This window comes from Pseudomonas sp. RIT411, from assembly GCF_003057735.2.
In the GTDB taxonomy this organism is placed as follows: Bacteria; Pseudomonadota; Gammaproteobacteria; order Pseudomonadales; family Pseudomonadaceae; genus Chryseomonas; species Chryseomonas oryzihabitans.
On the sequence record NZ_QBIZ02000027.1, the window covers coordinates 21,509 to 39,772 of the forward strand.

17 protein-coding genes are annotated in these 18,264 nt (G+C 70.0%); 13 read left to right on the top strand and 4 right to left on the bottom strand.

The genetic code is table 11. The features are described 5' to 3' along the window. Nucleotides 1-2: 2 nt before the first annotated feature. Nucleotides 3-1,022, top strand: coding sequence for a type II secretion system minor pseudopilin GspK (gene gspK / locus DBY63_RS23350; RefSeq protein WP_244950581.1), 1,020 nt, complete (start codon nt 3-5; stop codon nt 1,020-1,022). 780 nt (nt 1,023-1,802) lie between these two features. Here the strand turns inward: gspK and DBY63_RS23355 are convergent. Continuing rightward, the gene (locus DBY63_RS23355; RefSeq protein ID WP_007162340.1) at nt 1,803-3,839 is read right to left on the bottom strand and encodes a PhoX family phosphatase; all 2,037 of its coding nucleotides are present in this window, start codon (nt 3,837-3,839) and stop codon (nt 1,803-1,805) included. A 199-nt stretch (nt 3,840-4,038) separates the two neighbouring features. On the opposite strand from DBY63_RS23355, the gene DBY63_RS23360 reads away from it, so the two are divergent. From DBY63_RS23360 to DBY63_RS23415, 12 genes are read left to right on the top strand one after another with little or no spacing between them, the layout of a single operon-like run. Then, entirely contained in the window at nt 4,039-5,709 is a 1,671-nt protein-coding gene (locus tag DBY63_RS23360; protein ID WP_108582947.1) for a lipoprotein UxpA, read from the top strand. After that, nucleotides 5,709-6,476, top strand: coding sequence for a hypothetical protein (locus DBY63_RS25060; RefSeq protein WP_177411493.1), 768 nt, complete (start codon nt 5,709-5,711; stop codon nt 6,474-6,476). The genes DBY63_RS23360 and DBY63_RS25060 overlap by 1 nt, the downstream gene beginning before the upstream one ends. Next, nucleotides 6,473-8,479, top strand: a complete 2,007-nt coding sequence (gene gspD / locus DBY63_RS23370) for a type II secretion system secretin GspD (protein ID WP_108582948.1) — start codon at nt 6,473-6,475, stop codon at nt 8,477-8,479. Before DBY63_RS25060 ends, gspD begins: the two co-directional genes overlap by 4 nt. Beyond that, complete coding sequence (locus DBY63_RS23375) at nt 8,479-9,936, top strand: ATPase, T2SS/T4P/T4SS family (RefSeq protein ID WP_108582949.1); 1,458 nt, start codon at nt 8,479-8,481, stop codon at nt 9,934-9,936. The genes gspD and DBY63_RS23375 overlap by 1 nt, the downstream gene beginning before the upstream one ends. 24 nt (nt 9,937-9,960) lie before the next feature. Next, nucleotides 9,961-11,166: a type II secretion system inner membrane protein GspF gene (gene gspF, locus DBY63_RS23380; protein WP_108582950.1), complete on the top strand. Its 1,206-nt coding sequence runs from the start codon at nt 9,961-9,963 to the stop codon at nt 11,164-11,166. 23 nt (nt 11,167-11,189) lie between these two features. Beyond that, nucleotides 11,190-11,630 (top strand): type II secretion system major pseudopilin GspG, encoded by a 441-nt coding sequence (gene gspG / locus DBY63_RS23385; RefSeq protein ID WP_027601436.1) that lies wholly within the window; start codon nt 11,190-11,192, stop codon nt 11,628-11,630. A 6-nt stretch (nt 11,631-11,636) separates the two neighbouring features. Then, nucleotides 11,637-12,095 (top strand): GspH/FimT family pseudopilin, encoded by a 459-nt coding sequence (locus DBY63_RS23390; protein ID WP_108582951.1) that lies wholly within the window; start codon nt 11,637-11,639, stop codon nt 12,093-12,095. Beyond that, nucleotides 12,092-12,433: a prepilin-type N-terminal cleavage/methylation domain-containing protein gene (locus DBY63_RS23395; RefSeq protein ID WP_007162349.1), complete on the top strand. Its 342-nt coding sequence runs from the start codon at nt 12,092-12,094 to the stop codon at nt 12,431-12,433. Before DBY63_RS23390 ends, DBY63_RS23395 begins: the two co-directional genes overlap by 4 nt. Further along, nucleotides 12,430-13,017, top strand: coding sequence for a prepilin-type N-terminal cleavage/methylation domain-containing protein (locus DBY63_RS23400; RefSeq protein ID WP_108582952.1), 588 nt, complete (start codon nt 12,430-12,432; stop codon nt 13,015-13,017). The genes DBY63_RS23395 and DBY63_RS23400 overlap by 4 nt, the downstream gene beginning before the upstream one ends. Nucleotides 13,018-13,021: 4 nt before the next feature. Further along, nucleotides 13,022-14,188, top strand: coding sequence for a type II secretion system protein GspL (locus DBY63_RS23405; protein WP_108582953.1), 1,167 nt, complete (start codon nt 13,022-13,024; stop codon nt 14,186-14,188). Next, nucleotides 14,185-14,607: a hypothetical protein gene (locus tag DBY63_RS23410; protein ID WP_108582954.1), complete on the top strand. Its 423-nt coding sequence runs from the start codon at nt 14,185-14,187 to the stop codon at nt 14,605-14,607. Before DBY63_RS23405 ends, DBY63_RS23410 begins: the two co-directional genes overlap by 4 nt. After that, the gene (locus DBY63_RS23415; RefSeq protein ID WP_108582955.1) at nt 14,604-15,296 is read left to right on the top strand and encodes a hypothetical protein; all 693 of its coding nucleotides are present in this window, start codon (nt 14,604-14,606) and stop codon (nt 15,294-15,296) included. Before DBY63_RS23410 ends, DBY63_RS23415 begins: the two co-directional genes overlap by 4 nt. Nucleotides 15,297-15,313: 17 nt before the next feature. Here DBY63_RS23415 and DBY63_RS23420 read toward each other — a convergent pair whose 3' ends face one another. From DBY63_RS23420 to DBY63_RS23430, 3 genes are all read right to left on the bottom strand, one after another. Further along, nucleotides 15,314-15,874 (bottom strand): alpha/beta hydrolase, encoded by a 561-nt coding sequence (locus tag DBY63_RS23420; RefSeq protein ID WP_108582956.1) that lies wholly within the window; start codon nt 15,872-15,874, stop codon nt 15,314-15,316. Between the two features lie 219 nt (nt 15,875-16,093). After that, nucleotides 16,094-16,714: an NAD(P)H-dependent oxidoreductase gene (locus tag DBY63_RS23425; RefSeq protein ID WP_007162355.1), complete on the bottom strand. Its 621-nt coding sequence runs from the start codon at nt 16,712-16,714 to the stop codon at nt 16,094-16,096. After that, nucleotides 16,701-18,095: a class II fumarate hydratase gene (locus DBY63_RS23430; protein ID WP_007162356.1), complete on the bottom strand. Its 1,395-nt coding sequence runs from the start codon at nt 18,093-18,095 to the stop codon at nt 16,701-16,703. Before DBY63_RS23430 ends, DBY63_RS23425 begins: the two co-directional genes overlap by 14 nt. Nucleotides 18,096-18,264 lie beyond the last annotated feature (169 nt).

Here is an 18,264-nt window from a genome sequence, read left to right on the forward strand (position 1 = left end):
GGGTGCGGCGACAAAGGGGCGTGGCCCTGCTGATGGCGCTTTGGGCGCTGGCCTTGGTGGCAGCCTTGTTGCCGGTGCTGCTGGCCGAAGGGCGGGCCGAACTGCAGCGGGCGCGGTTGCTGGAGCACGAGACGCTGGCGCGGGCACTGGCGGCGGGCGCCGAGCAGGTGGTCACCCAGGGCCTGATACAGGCCGGGGCCCGCCAGCGTCCCGAGTTCTGGCAGAGCCTGAGGGGGGAGGTGCTGGCCTATGAGGTGGAGGGGGCCCAGGTCCGAGCCCAGCTGCGCGATCTGCACGGCTGCTTCAACGTCAACGCCCTGGCCGGCCCGGAGCGGGACCTGGCGTTGCGGCAGCTGAAGCAGCTACTGGCGCAGCGTCCGGGCGGCCTGGGCGAGCCCGGACTGACGGCTGCGGCCTTTGCCGAGCGCCTCGCCGACTGGATCGATGCCGACGGCGAGACCCGTGAATTCGGTCTGGAAAGCGCCGAGGCCCTGCGGCTGGCGCCGCCGCTGCTGGTGCCCAATCTGCCGCTGGCCGAGATCGGCGAGCTGGATCGGCTGGAGCCGGCGCGCCCCGGTCGGCATCTGCACCTGCGCGAACTCTGTGCCCTGCCGGAGACCTCCGGCTGGCGCCTCAATGCCAATGCCCTGGGGCTGGGTCAGCTGCCGCTGCTGGAGGCGCTGTTTCTCGATGAGGTGCCGCGCGAGACGCTGCAACTGCTGATCACCGCGCGGCCCGCCCAGGGCTATGCCACGGTCGAGAGCCTGCGCGAGGCGCTGCCGGGGGTGGGGGAGGAGACCTTCAGCCTGCTGACCCAGCGGCTGATCCTCAACAGCGGCGACTTCCTGCTCGGGGTCGAGGTGAGTCGCGACGGCCAGGTCTTTCGCCAGGTGCGGCAGCTGGCGGCCCAGGGCGTGAGTCGCTGGGCTGCCGCAGTGCCGGCGCAACGGGTGCGCTGGCTGGCGACACGGGACACCACGCTGTGGGTACCGGGGCCGGGTGGCGCGGAGGTGTTGCAGTAGCCTTGCGGTCCGGGCCGTAGCGTGGAAAACGGCGCAGCCTTCCACAGGTGACTTCGTAGCGCGGAGCATGCCCTCACCCCAACCCTCTCCCAGGGGGAGAGGGGGTTGTCGGAGCAGGTGATCCGCTCCATCAACGCTTGAACCGTAGCGTGGAAAACGGCGCAGCCTTTTCCACAGGTGATTCGTTGCGCGGAGCATGCCCTCACCCCAGCCCTCTCCCCCTGGGAAAGGGGGTTGTCAGAGCAGGTGATCCGCGCCACCAGCGTCGGAGCCGTAGGATAGAAAACGGCGCAGCCTTTTCCACAGGTGGCTCCGATGCGCGGGGCATGCCCTCACCCCAACCCTCTCCCAGGGGGAGAGGGGATTGTCAGAGCAGGTGATCCGCTCCATCAAAGCCAGAGCCGTAGCGTGGAAAACGGCGCAGCCTTTTCCACAGGTGAATCCGTAGCGCGGGGATGCCCTCACCCCAGTCCTCTCCCAGGGGGAGAGGGGGCTGTCGGAGCAGGCGATCCGCGCCACCAGCGTCAGAGCCTTGGCGTGGTAAACAGCGCAGCCTTTTCCACAGGTGGCTCCGTAGCGCGGGGCATGCCCTCACCCCAATCCTCTCCCAGGGGGAGAGGGGGTTGTCGGAGCAGGCGATCCGCTCCATCAACGCCGGAGCCGTAGCGTGGAAAACGCTGCGCGGCTCTCCATGTGACGGGACGGATTTCGAATCCGCTGGAAGGCAAAAGGCTCCCGCGGTCGTCGCCAACCGGGGGAGCCGGGCTCTCGCCGACGCGATCAGACGCCGATGGGGCCGCCGTCGAGCTTCTGGATCACCACGGTGGAGGCGCGGGGACGCACCTTGGTGCCGGCCGGGGTGGCGTCGGTGGCGACTTCGCTGAACGGCCAGTTATCCGGGTGCTGGACGTTGATGAACATGGTCGTCAGGTCCGGGGTCCAGGTGATGCCGGTGATTTCGCAGCCATTGGGACCGACCAGGAAGCGGCGCAGCGCGGTCTGGTTGGTGGCGGAAATGGCGACCTGCTTGCCGCTGCCATCCACCACCTGGGCCGGGATGACCGCCAGCAACTGGTCGTTGGTGTACTCGGCCACGGCGTTGTCGCTGTTGTCGGTCTCGATCCAGAGGATGCCGCGGCTGTCGAAGGCCAGGCCGTCGGGGCTGGCGAACTGGTTGAGTTCGGTCAGGCCCGAGCGATTGATGTCGGGGGCCGCACCGGCGTCCGAGCCGAAGACGAAGATGTCCCAGGTGAAGTCGGTCTGGTTGCTGTTGTCCTTCCAGCGTACGATGTGGCCGTTGACGTTGGGTACCCGCGGGTTGGCGGCATTGGCCGAGGTGCGTGCCGAGTTGTTGGTGAGGGTGACGTAGACCTCGCCGGTGAAGGGGTTGACCGTGGTCCACTCCGGGCGGTCCATCGGGGTCGCGCCCACGGCGTCGGCGGCGCCGCGGGTGTTGAGGATGATGCCGGCCAGGTCGCCGTAGAGGGCGCCCAGGGTACGGCCGTCCTTGGTCGGCGCATTGACCGTCAGCGGCAGCCACTTGCCGTTGCCGCCGTCATCGAAGCGGGCGACGTAGAGGGTGCCGTTGTCCAAGTACTTGGCGCCGATGGCCAGGCGATTGGCCGAGTTGGCGTCGGCCGGATCCCAGGCGGCGGCGGAAACGAACTTGTAGATGTATTCGTTGCGCGAGTCGTCGCCCATGTAGAACGCCAGCGGCTGGCCGGCGACCGGGATGCCGTAGGCCGAGCCCTCGTGGCGGAAGCGACCCATGGCGGTGCGCTTGGTGGCCGGCGCGGCGCTGTTGTAGGGGTCGATCTCGACAATGTAGCCGTAGCCGCTGGCTTCGTTGCGGAAGTCCTGGGTCGCGCTGGCGCCGGTGGGGGTCAGGTCGAAGCGGCGGAATTCGTTGTCCACCTCGCTGGCGTCACCCGCCGGCGTCTCCCAGCCGTAGTTGCTCTTGTTGGTGATGCCGATGCGCTTCTGGTCGACCGGCAGGGTGCCCTTGTTGACGAAGATGCCCGGCCAGTTCTCTTCGCAGGTGAGGTAGGTGCCCCAGGGGGTGAAGCCGTTGCCGCAGTTGTTGTTGGTGCCGCGGGTGCGGGTGCCGTCGGGGGAGTAGGGGGTGACCAGATTGGCGTTGCCGCGCAGCGGACCGGCGATTTCCATGGGCGTGGCGCTGGTGAAGCGGCGATTCAGCGCGTCGTTGGTGACCACCTGCCAGATGCCGTTGACCTTGCGGATGCGGATCACCGCCGCGCCGTGGGCATTGATCTCCTTGCGCACTTCCTCGGCCGGACGCTTGCCGTTGGTGGTGGTCGGGCCGTTGGGGTGCAGCACCTTCTGGTCGATGTATTCGTAGTTGATGGCCAGCAGGCCGTCGCTGCTGGAATTGTTCAGCGGGAAGAAGTGCATGCCGTCGTGGTGCATGCCGGCCGCATTGGCCTGGTCGGTGGAGGTGTTGCTGCCGTCGCTGCGCCAGGCGTTGGCCAGGTTGTTCAGCGGGGTGCCCCAGGGCGCCAGGGTGCGGGCGCTGTAGCCAGAGGCCAGGACGATGGCGTCGAGTCGGGCGCCGCGGATGGATTCGAAGCCAAGCTTGAGCTGCGGCGCCGGGGCCGGCTGGCTGGGGGCCGGATCGTCGTGCGAGCCGCCACCGCCGTCGAAGCAGGCGGTCAGGCCACCGCCGGCGATCATGGCGATGGCGGCACCCAGACCGCCCTTCATGACGCTGCGGCGCGACAGGTAACGGTCGACGACGGCATCCAGCGGTTCGTTGCCGCTTTCGTTGCGGTTACGGTCGTCGCTCGTGAAAGTGCTCATGCGCAAAGCTTCCTTGGTTGATCACGGGAGCCGGCGACTTTAGGAAGCCTCTGTGATGGTCTGGTGACTGAAAGGTTACAGCCGGTCATTTCCCGCCAGTCGCGCTGTAACAGTTTGTAACCTGCTGTTTTGTCATGAATTTGTAGCTTTTCGCCGCCTAGGATGCCGCCCTCATTTAAGCGCGCAAGGCAGACATCGGATGGGCAACTGGGCACGACGCCAGGTCTTGGGTTGGCTCGCGGCGGGCGCCACGGCACCCCTGCTGGGTGGCTGTGCCCGGGGTTTTTCCGCCAGTCCGGCGGACACCGATCTGCAGCTGCTCTATGTCGCCGACACCCTGGATGCCCGCGAACCCGGCTGGCCGGTGGTGCCGCGGGTGCGGCTCGGGCCGGCCGGGCGGATCGGCGCCGCGCCCTGGCGTACCGGCGCCGACGCGGCTCGTCTCGCTCCCGCGCTGGCACCGCTGCTGGATGCCGGGCGTGGCGACGGCCAGCGCTATGGTGGCTATGCCGCCCTGGCCTGCCAGCTGACCCAGTTGCGCACCCGCCAGGGCGCGATCCGTAGCCTGACCCTGGAAAACGGCCAGTGCTGGAACGGCAGCGGCCTGACCCAGCTGACCCGCGGCGAGGCCGGGGTCGAGGGCAGCCAGTTGCTGGGCAGCGAGGTCCGCGTCAGCAGCGACGAACGCCTGCTCTGGCCCGAGCGCAGCGCCGCCCTCTATCGCCGTTATGGTCGCCCGGTGCTGGGCGCCACCCTTACCGAAGAACAGCGCACCACCCTGGGCGTCGCCCCCTTCACCCTGATCGAGCGCGACGGGGTGCGCATCGCCCTGGTCGGCGTGACCGATCCCTATGCCAGCGACCAGCAGGCGCCGCTGGCCGACTGGTATGCCCGGCTGCGTCCGGTGCTGGCCGAAGCCCGGGGCAAGGCCGATCTGCTGGTGGTGCTGGCCGATGTCGGCAGCGGGCCGGGCCTGTGGCTGGCCGAGCGGCTGGAGGAAGCGGACCTGCTGCTCTGCGCCCGCGGCCAGGATCTCTGGCCGGAACTGATCCCGGTGATGCGCGGCAGCGGGCGTCCGCTGCCGGTGTGCCTGCCGGGCTGCCGCGGCGTCGGTATCTTCGAGATCCGCTGCCGGGGCGGTCGCGACGGCTGGCGCCTGGACGCCGTCTTCCATCCGGTGCAGGCCGAGCGCGTCTCGGATCGAGCCCTGCTGGAACATTATCAGCGGCAACTGGCGCAGGCCCGGGCGCCCCATGCCGGCTGGCTCGACCAGCACCTGGCACGGGCGCCGGTGGACCTCTGGCGCCGCGACCTGCTCGGCGGCAGCTGGGATGCCCTGATCGCCGCGGCCCTGGGCGGTGGCGATGCGCAGCCGGTGCTGCTGCCAGGGCTCAGATATGACCTGCCCCTACGGCGGGGCGACTGGATCACCCGCGAGCACCTGATCGCCCTCTGTGGCGGCCACGAGGCCACGGTGCTGGATCTGCCCACCTCGGCGGACGGTCTGCGCACGCTCCTGGAAGAGGCCGCCGACAACCGCTTCGGCGAACCCCTGCTGCTGGACAACAGCCAGGATCTGCCGCGGCTGCTGGGCGTCCCGTGGACCTGCCGCTACGGCGCGCCGCGCGGCCAGCGCATCGGACCGCTGCAGGCACCCCTGGGCGCCTCCTTTACCTGTCGCACCTTTGCCCTGGGGCGTGAACTCGGCACCGGCGAGGCGCTGTGGCAGCGCCTCGAAGCCTATCTGCGCGCCCGGCCCGCCGACTGGGGCCTGGCACCCCTGGTGCCGCCACGCCTGGAGTTCGTCGAAGGTCATCCGGGCTGGCATCCGCTGGCTGCCTTGCGCCGCCGTCTGGAGTCTCTGGCCTGATGGCGCGCTTGCTTATCCATCCCCTGGCGCTGCGGCTGCTGACCCTGCTGTGGCTGGGCATCGCCGCCTGGCTGGCGGCCCGGGTGGTCTGCGACCTGCGCCTGCTGTGGCTGCCGACGCCCGCGCCCAGCGCCCAGGTCGAGGCGGCACCGGCGGCCGATCTGCTTGCCGGCCATTGGCGCGCCGCCAGCCAGGCCGCACCCAGCAGCCTGCCGATCCAGTGGGTCGGGGCGATCAAGGCGGTGCCCATCGACGGCTCGGTGGTGGTGCTGCGCCACGGCGATCGCCAGCTGTCCCTGGTGCTGGGCGACAGCCTGGCGCCCGGTCTGGTGCTGACCGCCATCGACGCCCAGGGCCTGGTCTTTACCCGCGGCGATCGCGAAGAGCGGTTGCCCTGGCCGGCGCCGCGCGAACTCGTCGGGCTCGCCGCCAGCGGTACGGCCAAGCCGGCGCCGGTCAAGGCCGCGCCCCTGCCGAGCGCGGAGGAGGGTGACCTGGCCAGCCTGCTCAGGCGCATTCGCGCCACCCCGGTGCGCGAGCATGGCGAGCTGACCGGCTACCGCCTGCAACCCGGCGCCGAACCGGCCTTCTTCAGTGGCCTGGGCCTGGAGCCCGGCGACGTCCTGCGCCGGGTGGACGCCGTCCCCGTGGCCGATACCCGGGCGCTCCTGCAACGCCTGCCGCACTGGCGCGCCACCGGCGCCCTGACCCTGGAACTGGAACGTCAGGGGCGTGCCCTGGCCCTACCCGTGAGACTGTCCCTGTGAAGAAACGCAGCTATTGCGGCCTGCTCCTCGCCTTCTGGCTGCTCGGCGCCCAGGCCGAACAACGCTTCGAGGTCAACTTCGAGAACACCGAGATCGATATGTTCATCGAAAGCGTCGGGCGCATCACCGGCACCAACTTCGTCATCGACCCCCGGGTGCGCGGCACCCTGACGGTGCGCAGCGCCCAGCCCCTGGCCGCCGACGATGTCTATGCCCTGGCCCTGGCCCAGTTGCGCGCCAACGGCTACGCCGCGGTGGAGCTGGACGACGGCAGCGTGAAGATCCTGCCCGATCAGGCGGCGCGCACCGAACCGCTGCCGGTGGAGCTGGATGACGGCGCCCCGGCCAAGGCCGGGGCCGGCGATACCGTGGCGACCCGGGTGTTCGCCGTGCGCGGTGGCAATCTCGAACAGCTGCTGGGCATCGTCCGTCCGCTGATGGACGCCCGGGTCGGGGTGGCCACGCCGTATCCGGCCAGCAATCTGCTGGTGGTGACCGACTGGCGCAGCAACCTCAGTCGCATCGGTCAGCTACTGACGCGGCTGGACCGCGGCCGCGACGAGCCGGTGGAGATGATCACCCTGCGCCATGCCCAGGCGCGCGACACCGCGCCGCTGGTGGAGCGGCTGCTGGCCAGTCGCGGCCAGGCCGGTGGTGGTGTCCAGGTGCTGGCGGACGCCCGCAGCAATGCCCTCATGGTGCGCGGCGACGAGGCCGTGCGCCGCCAGGTGCGCCGGCTGGTGGCCGAACTGGACGTCTCCCGCGATGCCGCCAGCGACACCGAGGTGGTCTATCTGCACCACGCCAAGGCCGGCGAGGTGGTCAAGGTGCTGCGCGGCCTGAGCGGCGAGGTCACCCGGGAGGCACGGGTGGAGATTCCCGTGACGCCTGCTGCTGGTAATACCACCCCTATGGAGGGTGGAACGGAAGGGGAAGCCCCGCTGCCCAAGAGCGGCGGGATGCTGGCGCCGGGGGCGCCCGGTATTCGTCTGGAAGCGGACCTGGGGACCAACTCCATCGTGCTGATCGGTCCGCCACGGGAGCTCGCCGGCTACAAGCGCATCATCAGCCAGCTGGATATCCGCCGCGCCCAGGTCGTGGTGGAAGCCATCATCGCCGAGATCACCGACACCAAGGCCAACCAGCTGGGTGTCCAGTGGCTGTTTCTCGACCGCAACGGCAACCTGCCGGCGGGCAGCGTCAACTTCACCAACGGCACGCCCATCAACGGCATCGCCGCCGCCGCGGCCAACCAGGACACCACCGCCCTGGGCAGTCTGCTGTCGGGCATGCAGGGCATCTCCGCCGGGGTCGGGCGCATCGGTGGCAGCGGCTTGAATTTCGTCACCCTGCTGCAGGCCATGCGCAGCGAGAGTGGTTTCAACCTGCTGTCGACGCCGACGCTGCTGACTCTGGACAACGCCGAGGCCTCGATCATGGTCGGCCAGGAGGTGCCCTTCGTCACCGGTTCGGTCACCAGCAACAACGCAAACCCCTACCAGACCATCGAGCGCCGCGAGGTGGGGGTCAAGCTGCGCCTCAAGCCGCAGATCAACGAAGGCGACACCGTGCGCATGGAGATCGTCCAGGAGGTCTCGTCGCTGGCCGACAACGTGCGCGCCAGCGACGTGGTCACCAACAAGCGCGAGATCAAGACCACGGTGATGGTCGAGGACAACGGCCTCATCGTCCTCGGCGGCCTGATCAGCAACGAGGGCAACGACAGCGACCAGCGGGTGCCGCTGCTGGGCGACGTGCCGGTGCTGGGCAATCTGTTCAAGTCGCGTACCCGCTCCAGCACCAAGCAGAATCTGGTGGTGTTCATCCGTCCGCGCATCCTGCGTGATCCGGCGCTGGTGCAGCAGATCAGCGAAGACAAGTATCGCGGCATGCGCGCCGCCGCCCCGGCCGCTGCCTTGCCGGCCACCCCGCCGGGCAGTCGCGGCGCGCCCACCCTGCAGAGTCTCTATCCCTCGGCGCGGGCGCGCCTGGACGGCCTCTGATGACACCGACGCTGCCTTATCGCCTGGCGCGCCAGGCCGGTATCGCCCTGGCCGCCGCGCCCGACGGCTATCGGCTGCTGTGCCGTACGGATGCCGACCTACCCCTGCTGCAGGAGGTGCAGCGCCGCCATGGTCCCCCCCTGGGCTGCGACTGGCTGCCCCGCGAGGTCTTCGAGCAGCGCCTGGGGCCGCTCTACGAAGCCGGCCAGGCCACCAGCGAAGCCCTGGTGGAAGGCCTGGGCGAGACCGTCGACCTGGCCGGGCTGATGGAGGAGTTGCCGCGGGTCGAGGACCTGCTCGACAGCGCCGGCGAGGCGCCGGTGATCCGCCTGATCAACGCCCTGTTCGCCGAGGCACTGCGCCTGGACGCCTCCGACCTGCACGTGGAGACCTTCGAGCAGGCGCTGGTGGTACGGGTGCGGGTGGATGGGGTGCTGCGCGAATTGCTGCGCCCGCCGCGGGCCCTGTCGGCCATGCTGGTGTCGCGGATCAAGGTCATGGCGCGGCTGGACATCGCCGAGAAGCGCCAGCCCCAGGACGGCCGCATCACCCTGAGGGCCAGCGGCCGGGACGTGGACATCCGCGTCTCGACCCTGCCCGGCGTCCACGGCGAGCGGGTGGTGATGCGCATCCTCGACAAGCAGGCCAGCCTGCTGGAGCTGCCGCGCCTCGGCCTGCCGCCGGCCATAGACACTGGCCTGCGTGGTGCCCTGGCCCAGCCCAACGGCATCCTGCTGGTGACCGGGCCGACCGGCTCGGGCAAGACCACCACCCTCTATGCCAGCCTGGGCCTGCTCAACGAGGGCAGCCGCAGCATCCTCACCGTGGAAGACCCGGTGGAATACGCCTTGCCCGGCATCGGCCAGACCCCGGTCAACCCCCGTGCCGGCCTGACCTTCGCCAGCGGCCTCAGGGCCATCCTGCGCCAGGATCCGGACGTCATCATGATCGGCGAGATCCGCGACGTGGAGACTGCCGGCATCGCCGTGCAGGCCAGTCTCACCGGTCACCTGGTGCTCTCCACCCTGCACACCAACAGCGCCCTGGGCGCCATTACCCGGCTGCGCGACATGGGCGTGGAGCCCTTCCTGCTGGCCTCCAGCCTCAAGGGGGTGCTGGCCCAGCGGCTGGTACGGCGGCTCTGTGGCTGCGCTGCCTGGCGTCCGCTGCGCTCGGCCGAGCAGGCGCTCCTGCCGGGGCTGGCCGGCCTCGAACGGCTGCGCGAGCCCCAGGGCTGCGCGGCGTGCAACGGCAGTGGCTATCGCGGTCGCCTGGGGCTCTATGAATTCGTCGCCCTGGACGCCGAACTGGCCGAGCTCATCTATCGAGGCGCCGGTGAAGGCGAGATGGCGCGACTGCTGGAAGGCCGCCGCGCGACCCTGGCCGAGGGCGCCCTGGCGCGCCTGGCGGCGGGCGAGACCAGCCTGGCGGAGGTGCTGCGTGCGGTGCACCAGTAACGCCCTCGGCGGAGCGCTGCGCTGATGCCGGCCTACCGCTACCTGGCGCTGGACGGCGACGGGCGTCGCCAGCGCGATGTCATCCAGGCCGAAAGCGAGCGCCACGCCCGCCAGCTGCTGCGCGAGCGCGGCCTCTTTCCCCGCGAGGTGCAGGCGAGCGGTCCGGTGCGCGGCGCGCGCGGTCGCGGCGGACGGCTGGACGCCAACAGCCGCACCGATTTCACCCGCCAGCTGGCGACCCTGGTGGGCGCCGCCATTCCCCTGGCCGAGGCCCTGCAGATGCTCGAGCGCCAGAGTCGCCAGGCGGTGCTCAAGGCCTTGCTGCTGGATCTGCTGGGCCAGGTGCGCGAGGGCTACACCCTGGCCGACAGCCTGGGTCGCCATCCCGGCACCTTCGATCCGCTGTACCTGACCCTGGTGGCCGCCGGCGAGCGGGCCGGGCGCCTGGGCCCGGTGCTGGAACGCCTGGCCGACTATCTCGAACGGGTGCAGCGCCAGCGCCACAAGGCGCGTACCGCGCTCATCTATCCCCTGGCGCTGGCCCTGGTCTCCATCGCCGTGGTGGCCGGCCTGATGACCTTCGTGGTGCCCAAGCTCACCGAGCAATTCATCCACAGTGGCCTGCAATTGCCCTGGATCACCCGCGCCCTGGTGGCCGTCAGCGATGGCCTGCTGGTCTTCGGGCCCTGGTTGCTGGGTCTGCTGGTGCTGGCCGGTGTCGGTCTGCAGCGCCTGCTGCGCCAGGTCCTGTGGCGGCGACGCTGGCATCGCCAGCTGTTGCGCCTGCCGCGCCTGGGCGAGTTGCTGCGCACCCTCGACAGCGCCCGCCTAACCCGCAGCCTGGCGATCCTGGTCGGCAGCGGCATCCCGGTGCTCGAAGGCCTGCAGGTCAGTCGTGCCACCCTGAGCAACCAGGTCCTGGGTGACGCCCTGGACGCCGCCATCGAGCAGGTCACCGCCGGTACCGGCCTCGGCCGGGCGCTGGATCGCACCGCGGTGTTTCCGCCGCTGCTGGTGAACATGGTCGCCAGCGGCGAGGCCAGCGGCACCCTCGACGCCATGCTGGAGCGGGTTGCGGATGCTCAGGAGCGGGATTTCAACCAGCAGGTGGACCTGGCCCTGGCGCTGTTCGAACCGGTGCTGATCCTCATCCTCGGCGGCGTGGTGCTGGCCATCGTCCTCGCCATCCTGCTGCCCATCATGCAGCTCAACCAGGCGCTCAACCTCTGATGCACCCCAAGGAGACTTTCGCGATGCGCTCTTATGCCGTACCCGCCCGCCAGGCCGGCTTCACCCTCATCGAGATCATGGTGGTGATCTTCATCATCGGCCTGCTGGTGGCCATCGTCGCGCCCAATGTGCTGGACAACCAGGACAAGGCCATGCAGCAGAAGGCTCGCGCCGATCTCGCCAGCCTGGAGCAGGCGCTGGACATGTACCGCCTGGACAACCTGCGCTATCCCACCGCCGAGCAGGGCCTGGCCGCCCTGGTAAGCAAGCCAACCCAGGCCCCCGAGCCGCGCAACTACCGCGCCGACGGCTATATCCGCCGCCTGCCGGAAGACCCCTGGGGCGCCGCCTATCGCTATCGCATCCCTGGCGAACATGGCCGGGTGGATCTCTACAGCCTCGGCGCCGACGGCCGCGAAGGCGGCGAGGGCAGCGACGCCGATATCGGCAACTGGACCCTCTGAGTCACCATGCCAAGGCGCCAGGGCGGTTTCACCCTGCTGGAGCTGATGGTGGTGCTGCTGATCGTCGGCCTGCTCACCGCGGTAGGCGTGGCGCGCCTGAGCGGCGGCAGTCCGGCCGGGCAGTGGCGCCTGGAAAGTCTGGCGGGCGACTTCCAGCTGGCGCGGGACACCGCCCGCCGCAGCGGCCGCATCCTCGGCTGGCAGGCCGACGCCACCGGCTTTCGCTATCTGCAACTGGTGGCCGACACCCGCGGGCCACGCTGGCAACCCCTGGCCAGTGCCGATCTGCCGGACGGGCGCTGGCCGAGTGGTCTGCAACTGGCCGAGCCGGTGAGTGCCCAGCCGCGGCTGATCTGGTGGTCGAATGGCGATACCCAGGGCCAGCGCCTGGCCTTTGCCGAAGACGAGCGGCAGTGGCTGCTGGTGGTCGACGGGCGCGGCCGCGCCTCGGTGGAACGGCCATGAAGCAGACCGGTTTCACCCTGCTGGAGGTGCTGGTGGCCCTGGCCATCGTCGCCTTCATGGCGGTGGGCGTCAGCCAGGTGATCGGCCAGCGACTGGACATCGCCGGGGTCGCCCAGTCCCGCGAGCTGGCCCAGCTGTGCGCACGTGAACTCACTGCCCGGGCGCAGGTGGAGGGCCTGGCCACCGGCCAGGGCGAGTTGAACCAGGGTGGCGAACGCTGCTACTGGCGCCTGGAGGGCGCAAGCGGCCCCCTCGGCGGGCGGCTGACGCTCTATGCCGATGCCGCGCTCAGTCGAAGTCTGGGCGATTGGCCGATCCAGGCCGGAGTCCAGCCGTGAGAAACCAGGCGGGCATGACCCTGATCGAGGTGCTGCTGGCCATCGCCCTTACGGCGCTGCTCGCCGTCTTGCTCGGCAGTCTGGTCAATCTCTGGCTCGACGCCCGCGGTCGCCTGGCCGCGCGGGAATCGACCAACGCCCGGGTGCTGGACCTCTGCGGCCTGCTGGAGCGGCGCCTGGGTGGTCTGGTCATGCGCCCGCTACAGGAGCACCGGTTGCCGCTGCACAACGCCCTGCTGGACTGGCGTCCCGCCGAGAACCGCCTGGACTGGGTCGCCCTGGACGGCCTGCCGCTGAGTGCGGGGCAGGGCGCCGGTCGCCTGCGCCGCCAGCGCCTGGAATGGGATGCCGCCCAGGAACGGCTGCGACTCTGGCGCAGTGCCGAGCTGGATGCGGTGGAGGCCCCGGTCTGGCAACCGGTGTTCGATCAGCCCGGCATCGAGCGCCTGCAACTGGAATTCCACGGCGGCGGCCGCTGGCTCGCCTATCCGCCCCCGGCCGAACCCGCCAACGGGGTACGGCTGACCTTTACCCTGCAGGGTGCCGGCTATGTCTGTACCTTCGCCCTGCCTCAGACAGGTTGACCCCATGCTCGCCTCCCTCCCGCTCGGGCGCCTGCTGCCCCTGCTGCGCCGCGACCTCAGCCCCGCCCACAGCTCCACGCGGCTGCTCCTGCGTACGCGGCGACCCGGTCCGCCGGGCCCGGACAATCCGCTGGTGGCCGCGCGCCTCCAGGACGGCCAGCTGCACGCCGCGGCAGCGCTGCCCGCGTCCGCCCAGCCGGTGACCCTGCTGCTGCATGGCGAAGACTGCAGCCTGTTCGATGTCGCCGCGCCCAAGGGGCTGCGTCCGCACGAGTGGGGCCTGCTGCTGGAAGACCAGCTGCTGGCGGACGCCAGCGACCAGCACCTGGTCTGTCTGGGGCGCACCCCGGGTCGGCTGCGCCTGCTGGCGCTGGATCGGGCGCTGCTGGAGGCCTGGCGTGAACACTGCGCCGCCTGCGGCTGGACGGTGGCGGCCTGCTGGGTCGACTTCCAGCTGCTGCCCGAGCCCACCGCCGAGAGCGGGATCGGAATGCGCCTGGGCGAAGGCCTGAGATTCAGGACCCGGATCGAGGGCCACGAGGTCTGGCTGACCTGGCCGCACGCCCTCGAAGCCAGTCTGCCGCCCGCTCTGGCCGCGCTGCTCGAAGCCGGGCCCGAGGCCTCCGGCGATCCGCTCTGGCCCCAGCCCGCCGCAGGTCTCGCGCCCTTGGATCTCTGGCCGCGCCAGGGCCAGCGTCGCAGTCGGCCCGCGCTGGGCCTGCCGCGTCCGCTGGTGCTGGGCATGGCCGCTGCCGCGGTGCTGGCGATCCTGCACCTGGGCCTGCAACAGGTCCAGCAGTGGCGACTGGCCCAGCTCGACCGGGCCTATGTCGCCCAACGGCTGGGGCTGGCCAGCGACCGCATTGAGGCCGGCCGCGCCGAACGCGAACTCCAGTTGGCCAGCCGCACCCGGCGGCAGCTGGAGGGCCAGTGGCGCCTCTGGCAGCGCCTCAGGGAGCCCCTTGGTGCCGCCCTGACCAGCGCACCAGGGCTGCGTCTGGTGGAGTGGTCGCTCGATGAGCAGGGCATCCAGCTGGTGCTGGAAGGCCCCGCCAGTCTGGACAAGACCTTGCGCAGCCGACTCGGCGAGGAATTCGCTACCCTGCAGTGGCAACGGCAGGCCGGACGTCTGACCTTGCGCCTGGCAGTCCCGACGGAGAAACGACCATGAGCACCCTCTTGCAGCACTGGCAGCGGCTGCCTGCCGAACGCCAGCGACTGGCCCTCGGCGGCCTGGTCATTCTGCTGCTGGCCGCCATCCTCTGGCTGCGCTCCACACCCGGTAGCCGACCGGCCTCGACGGACTGGGTCCGCCTCGCCGCAGAGGCCCGGGCACTGCCGGTCGCCCAGCCGCTGCAGGAGGCGGACTGGCGCGCTGCGGTAGGCGGGGTGACCTTCAGCGCCCTGACCCTGGCCGAGCCGGTCTGGCACCTGCGTGGCGAAGCGGCGGATATCGCTGCGGTGGAACGGCTGCAGGCCTGGGCGCGGGCACGCGGCTGGTTGCCGCAGACCCTCAGGATTCGCAGCCAGTCAGCGGGCGTGGCCTTCGAACTGGACGTCCTGGCGGTGCTGGTGGGGCGGACGCCATGATCCGCTGGCTCGCGCGCCTGGTCGTTACCCTGTTCGTCCTGCTGATCTTCGCCCTGGGCTGCCTGCTCTATTGGCCCGCGGCGGACTGGCTGCCGCGGCTGCTACCGCCCCAGGTCACCCCGGTGGGGCTGCAGGGTTCCCTGCTGGGCGGCGGCATGCAGCGCCTCGACTGGCCGGGCGGCGGTGCCGGCCCCTGGCAATGGCAGCTGCGCTGGCCGGGCCGGTTGCAGGTCAGGATCGGCGAGCCCGAGGCTGCGCCCTGGGGCATGGTCCTCAGCGGCTGGCCCTGGCGGTGGCAGGCCGATCTCGCCGGAGGTGACCTGCGCTGGCTGCAGGCGCCGGGTAGCGCGCTGCTCGCCGGTCGGCTGGTGGGCGAGGTACGCCTGGCAGGCAGCTGGCGACGTTGCCAGGCGGCGGGTGGCGGATGGCAGGGCGATGGCCTGCAGCTCCTGGCGCCCCGGCGTCTCGCCCTGGGCGAGTCCCGGCTGCAGGTGGATTGCCAGACGGCGCCCTGGCTGCAGGGGGTCTTCGAGCGCACCGGCCAGCATCGCCTGGAACTGCGCCTGAGCCTGGCCAACTGGCGCGGGCAGGTGCAGGGCACGGCACAGCCCGGCAGCGACATGGCGTCGGTGCTGCAGAGCATCGGCTGGCTCAGGCCCGGGCAGAGCCAGGTGATGGGGCGCTTCTGAATCTGGAAGAGCAGGGATCAGGCGACGCGCAGGCCCTGGCTCGACCCCAGCTTCGCCAGGTGGAGCAAGCCTTCCTCCCACTGCCGATGCCCGGAGCGGGTGTTGATATGGCCGGCACCGGGCAGGACATCCAGTTCGCTGCCCCAGGCCTGCGCCAGGGCTTCGGCCCGCGGCAGGCTGATGGCAGGGTCGTTGTCCGAGGTCACCACCCGCGAGGGGAAGGGTAACGGCTGGCGTGGCAAGGGGGCGAAACCCACCAGCTCCACGGGGCAACCCGGACGTTCGACATCGGCCGGCGCCACCAGCAAGGCCGCCAGCACCCGCTGCCGGCGGGCCACCGGGGCGCTGGCTGCCCAGCGGGCGACGGTCACGCACCCCAGGCTATGGGCGATCAGCACCACCGGCGCATTGGCCTGGGCGATGGCCGCGTCGAGGGCGGCGACCCAGCGCTGCGGATCGGGACGCTGCCAGTCGTCCTGTTCGACCCGACGGGCATCCGGCAGGCGGCGTTGCCAGTGGGTCTGCCAATGCTCGGGGCCGGAGCCTTGCCAACCGGGAAGGATGAGATAGCGGGTCATGGCGGTGCTCCGCGGGGGGAAGGGGAGCATCGATAGTGCCGACGGTCGATCCGCATGAGAAAGAATAAAAGGCGCTTTGGTTATGCCTTACGCCTTGGTATGCAGTGGCGGAATCGCGATCGTGGCGGTTCGCCGATGCGACCGCTCCTACGGAAATATCCGTCTCGTGTAGGAGCGGCCGCGTCGGCGGACCGCCATGGCCGCGATCAAAAAAACCAACTACTCGTTCCGCCCCAACCGCTCCACTTCCTGCAGCCAGCGCAGTCGCTGTTCTTCGTCCGCCGCCCGCACCGGCGAGTATTCGTGCACCTGCAGCACCTGGATGCCGCAGGCTTCGAGACCTTCCTGGATGCCCTGGCGATGGGGCGCCTGGTTGCGCAGGCGTTGCCAGGGGGAGGGCGGGGTGTCGGAGGTGACCAGCAGCTCGGCGCTGCGGCCGGTCAGCAGCGGCTCGCCGCCCCAGGTCTGATCGCGCTGGGCGAAGGCGAAGCCCGGTTGCAGCACGCGCTCGAGAAAACCCGCCAGCACCGCCGGCAGGCCGTTCCACCACACCGGGTAGATGAACACCAGGTGCTCGGCCCAATGGATCTGCCGCTGGGCTTCCAGCAGATCCGGCTCCAGCGTCTGCGAGAGGTCATAGCCCTCGCGCAGCACAGGATCGAACTGGGCGTCGGCCAGCTTGAGCTGACGTACCACCTGGCCACTGGCCTGGGCGCCCTGGACATAGGCATCGGCCAGCGACTGGCAGAAGCTGGTGCGCTTGGGATTGCCCTGGATGACCAGCAGGCGCCGGCCATCCCCTTCCAGCGGCGTGGCGCCGCGTGCCTCAGCCACGGCCACCGGCTTCCAGCATGGTCTCCGGACGTACCCATTCGTCGAACTGCGCATCGGTCAGGTAGCCGAGCTCCAGCGCGGCGGCGCGCAGGGTCTTGTTCTCGGCATAGGCCTTCTTGGCGATCTCGGCGGCCTTGTCGTAGCCGATGTGCGGATTGAGCGCGGTCACCAGCATCAGCCCCTGCTCCAGGTGCTCGGCCATCTTGTGCTCGTCTGGTTCCATGCCGGTGACGCAATGGGTGTTGAAGTTGCGGCAGCCATCGGCCAGCAGGCGAATGGATTCCAGCACGTTGTGGGCGATCACCGGCTTGTAGACGTTGAGCTGCAGATGGCCCTGGCTGGCGGCGAAACCCACGGTGACGTCGTTGCCGATCACCTGGCAGGCCAGCATCGACAGGGCCTCGCACTGGGTCGGATTGACCTTGCCCGGCATGATGGAGCTGCCCGGTTCGTTGGCCGGCAGTTTCACCTCGGCGAAGCCGGCGCGCGGACCGGAGCCCAGCAGGCGCAGGTCGTTGGCGATCTTCATCAGGGCCACGGCCAGGGTCTTGAGGCCGCCGTGCAGGGCCACCAGCGGCTCATGGCCGGCGAGGGCGGCGAACTTGTTCGGTGCGGTGACGAAGGGCAGACCGGTGAGTTCGGCGATCTCCTTGGCGATGGCTTCGTCGAAGCCCTTGGGCGCGTTGAGGCCGGTGCCCACGGCGGTGCCGCCCTGGGCCAGTTCCAGGACCGCCGGCAGGGCGTTGCGGATGGCCCGCTCGGCCAGATCCAGCTGGGCGACGAAGGCCGACAGCTCCTGGCCGAAGGTCACCGGGGTGGCGTCCATCATGTGGGTGCGGCCGGTCTTGACCAGGTTCTGGTAGCGCGCCGATTGCAGCGCCAGGCCGCCGGACAGCTCGGCGATGGCCGGCAGCAGGTCGTTCTGCACCGCCAGGGCGGTGGCGATGTGCATGGCGGTGGGGAAGCAGTCGTTGGAGCTCTGGCCGCGATTGACGTGGTCATTGGGGTGGACCGGCTTCTTGCCGCCCATGCCGTTGCCGGCCAGTTCGTTGCTGCGCCCGGCGATGACCTCGTTGACGTTCATGTTGCTCTGGGTGCCGCTGCCGGTCTGCCAGACCACCAGGGGAAACTGGTCGTCATGGAAACCGTCGAGGATCTCGCTGCTGGCCTTCTCGATCAGGGTGGCGACGTCTTCCGGCAACTCGCCGAGGCGCAGATTGACCCGCGCGGCCGCCTTCTTCACCGTCGCCAGGGCATGCACCACCGCCAGCGGCATCTGCTGGTTGCCGATGGCGAAGTTTTCCAGCGACCTCTGGGTCTGGGCACCCCAGTAGACGTCGTCGGCTACTTCGATGGGGCCGATGCTATCGGTTTCGGTGCGGCTCATGGCGGTCTCCGTTGATGAGGTAGGGTCCAGCTAACTTGGGCAGCAGGTTAGCGCCAGGGTTCCCAAATGGGAAGTGTTCTCAAATGGCTGCGGATCCTCGCCAAGTTCAGGCCAGGTTCAGCCGCTCTGTGGCACACTCGCGGTCCATTTTCAGCCTCCTGAAGGATGC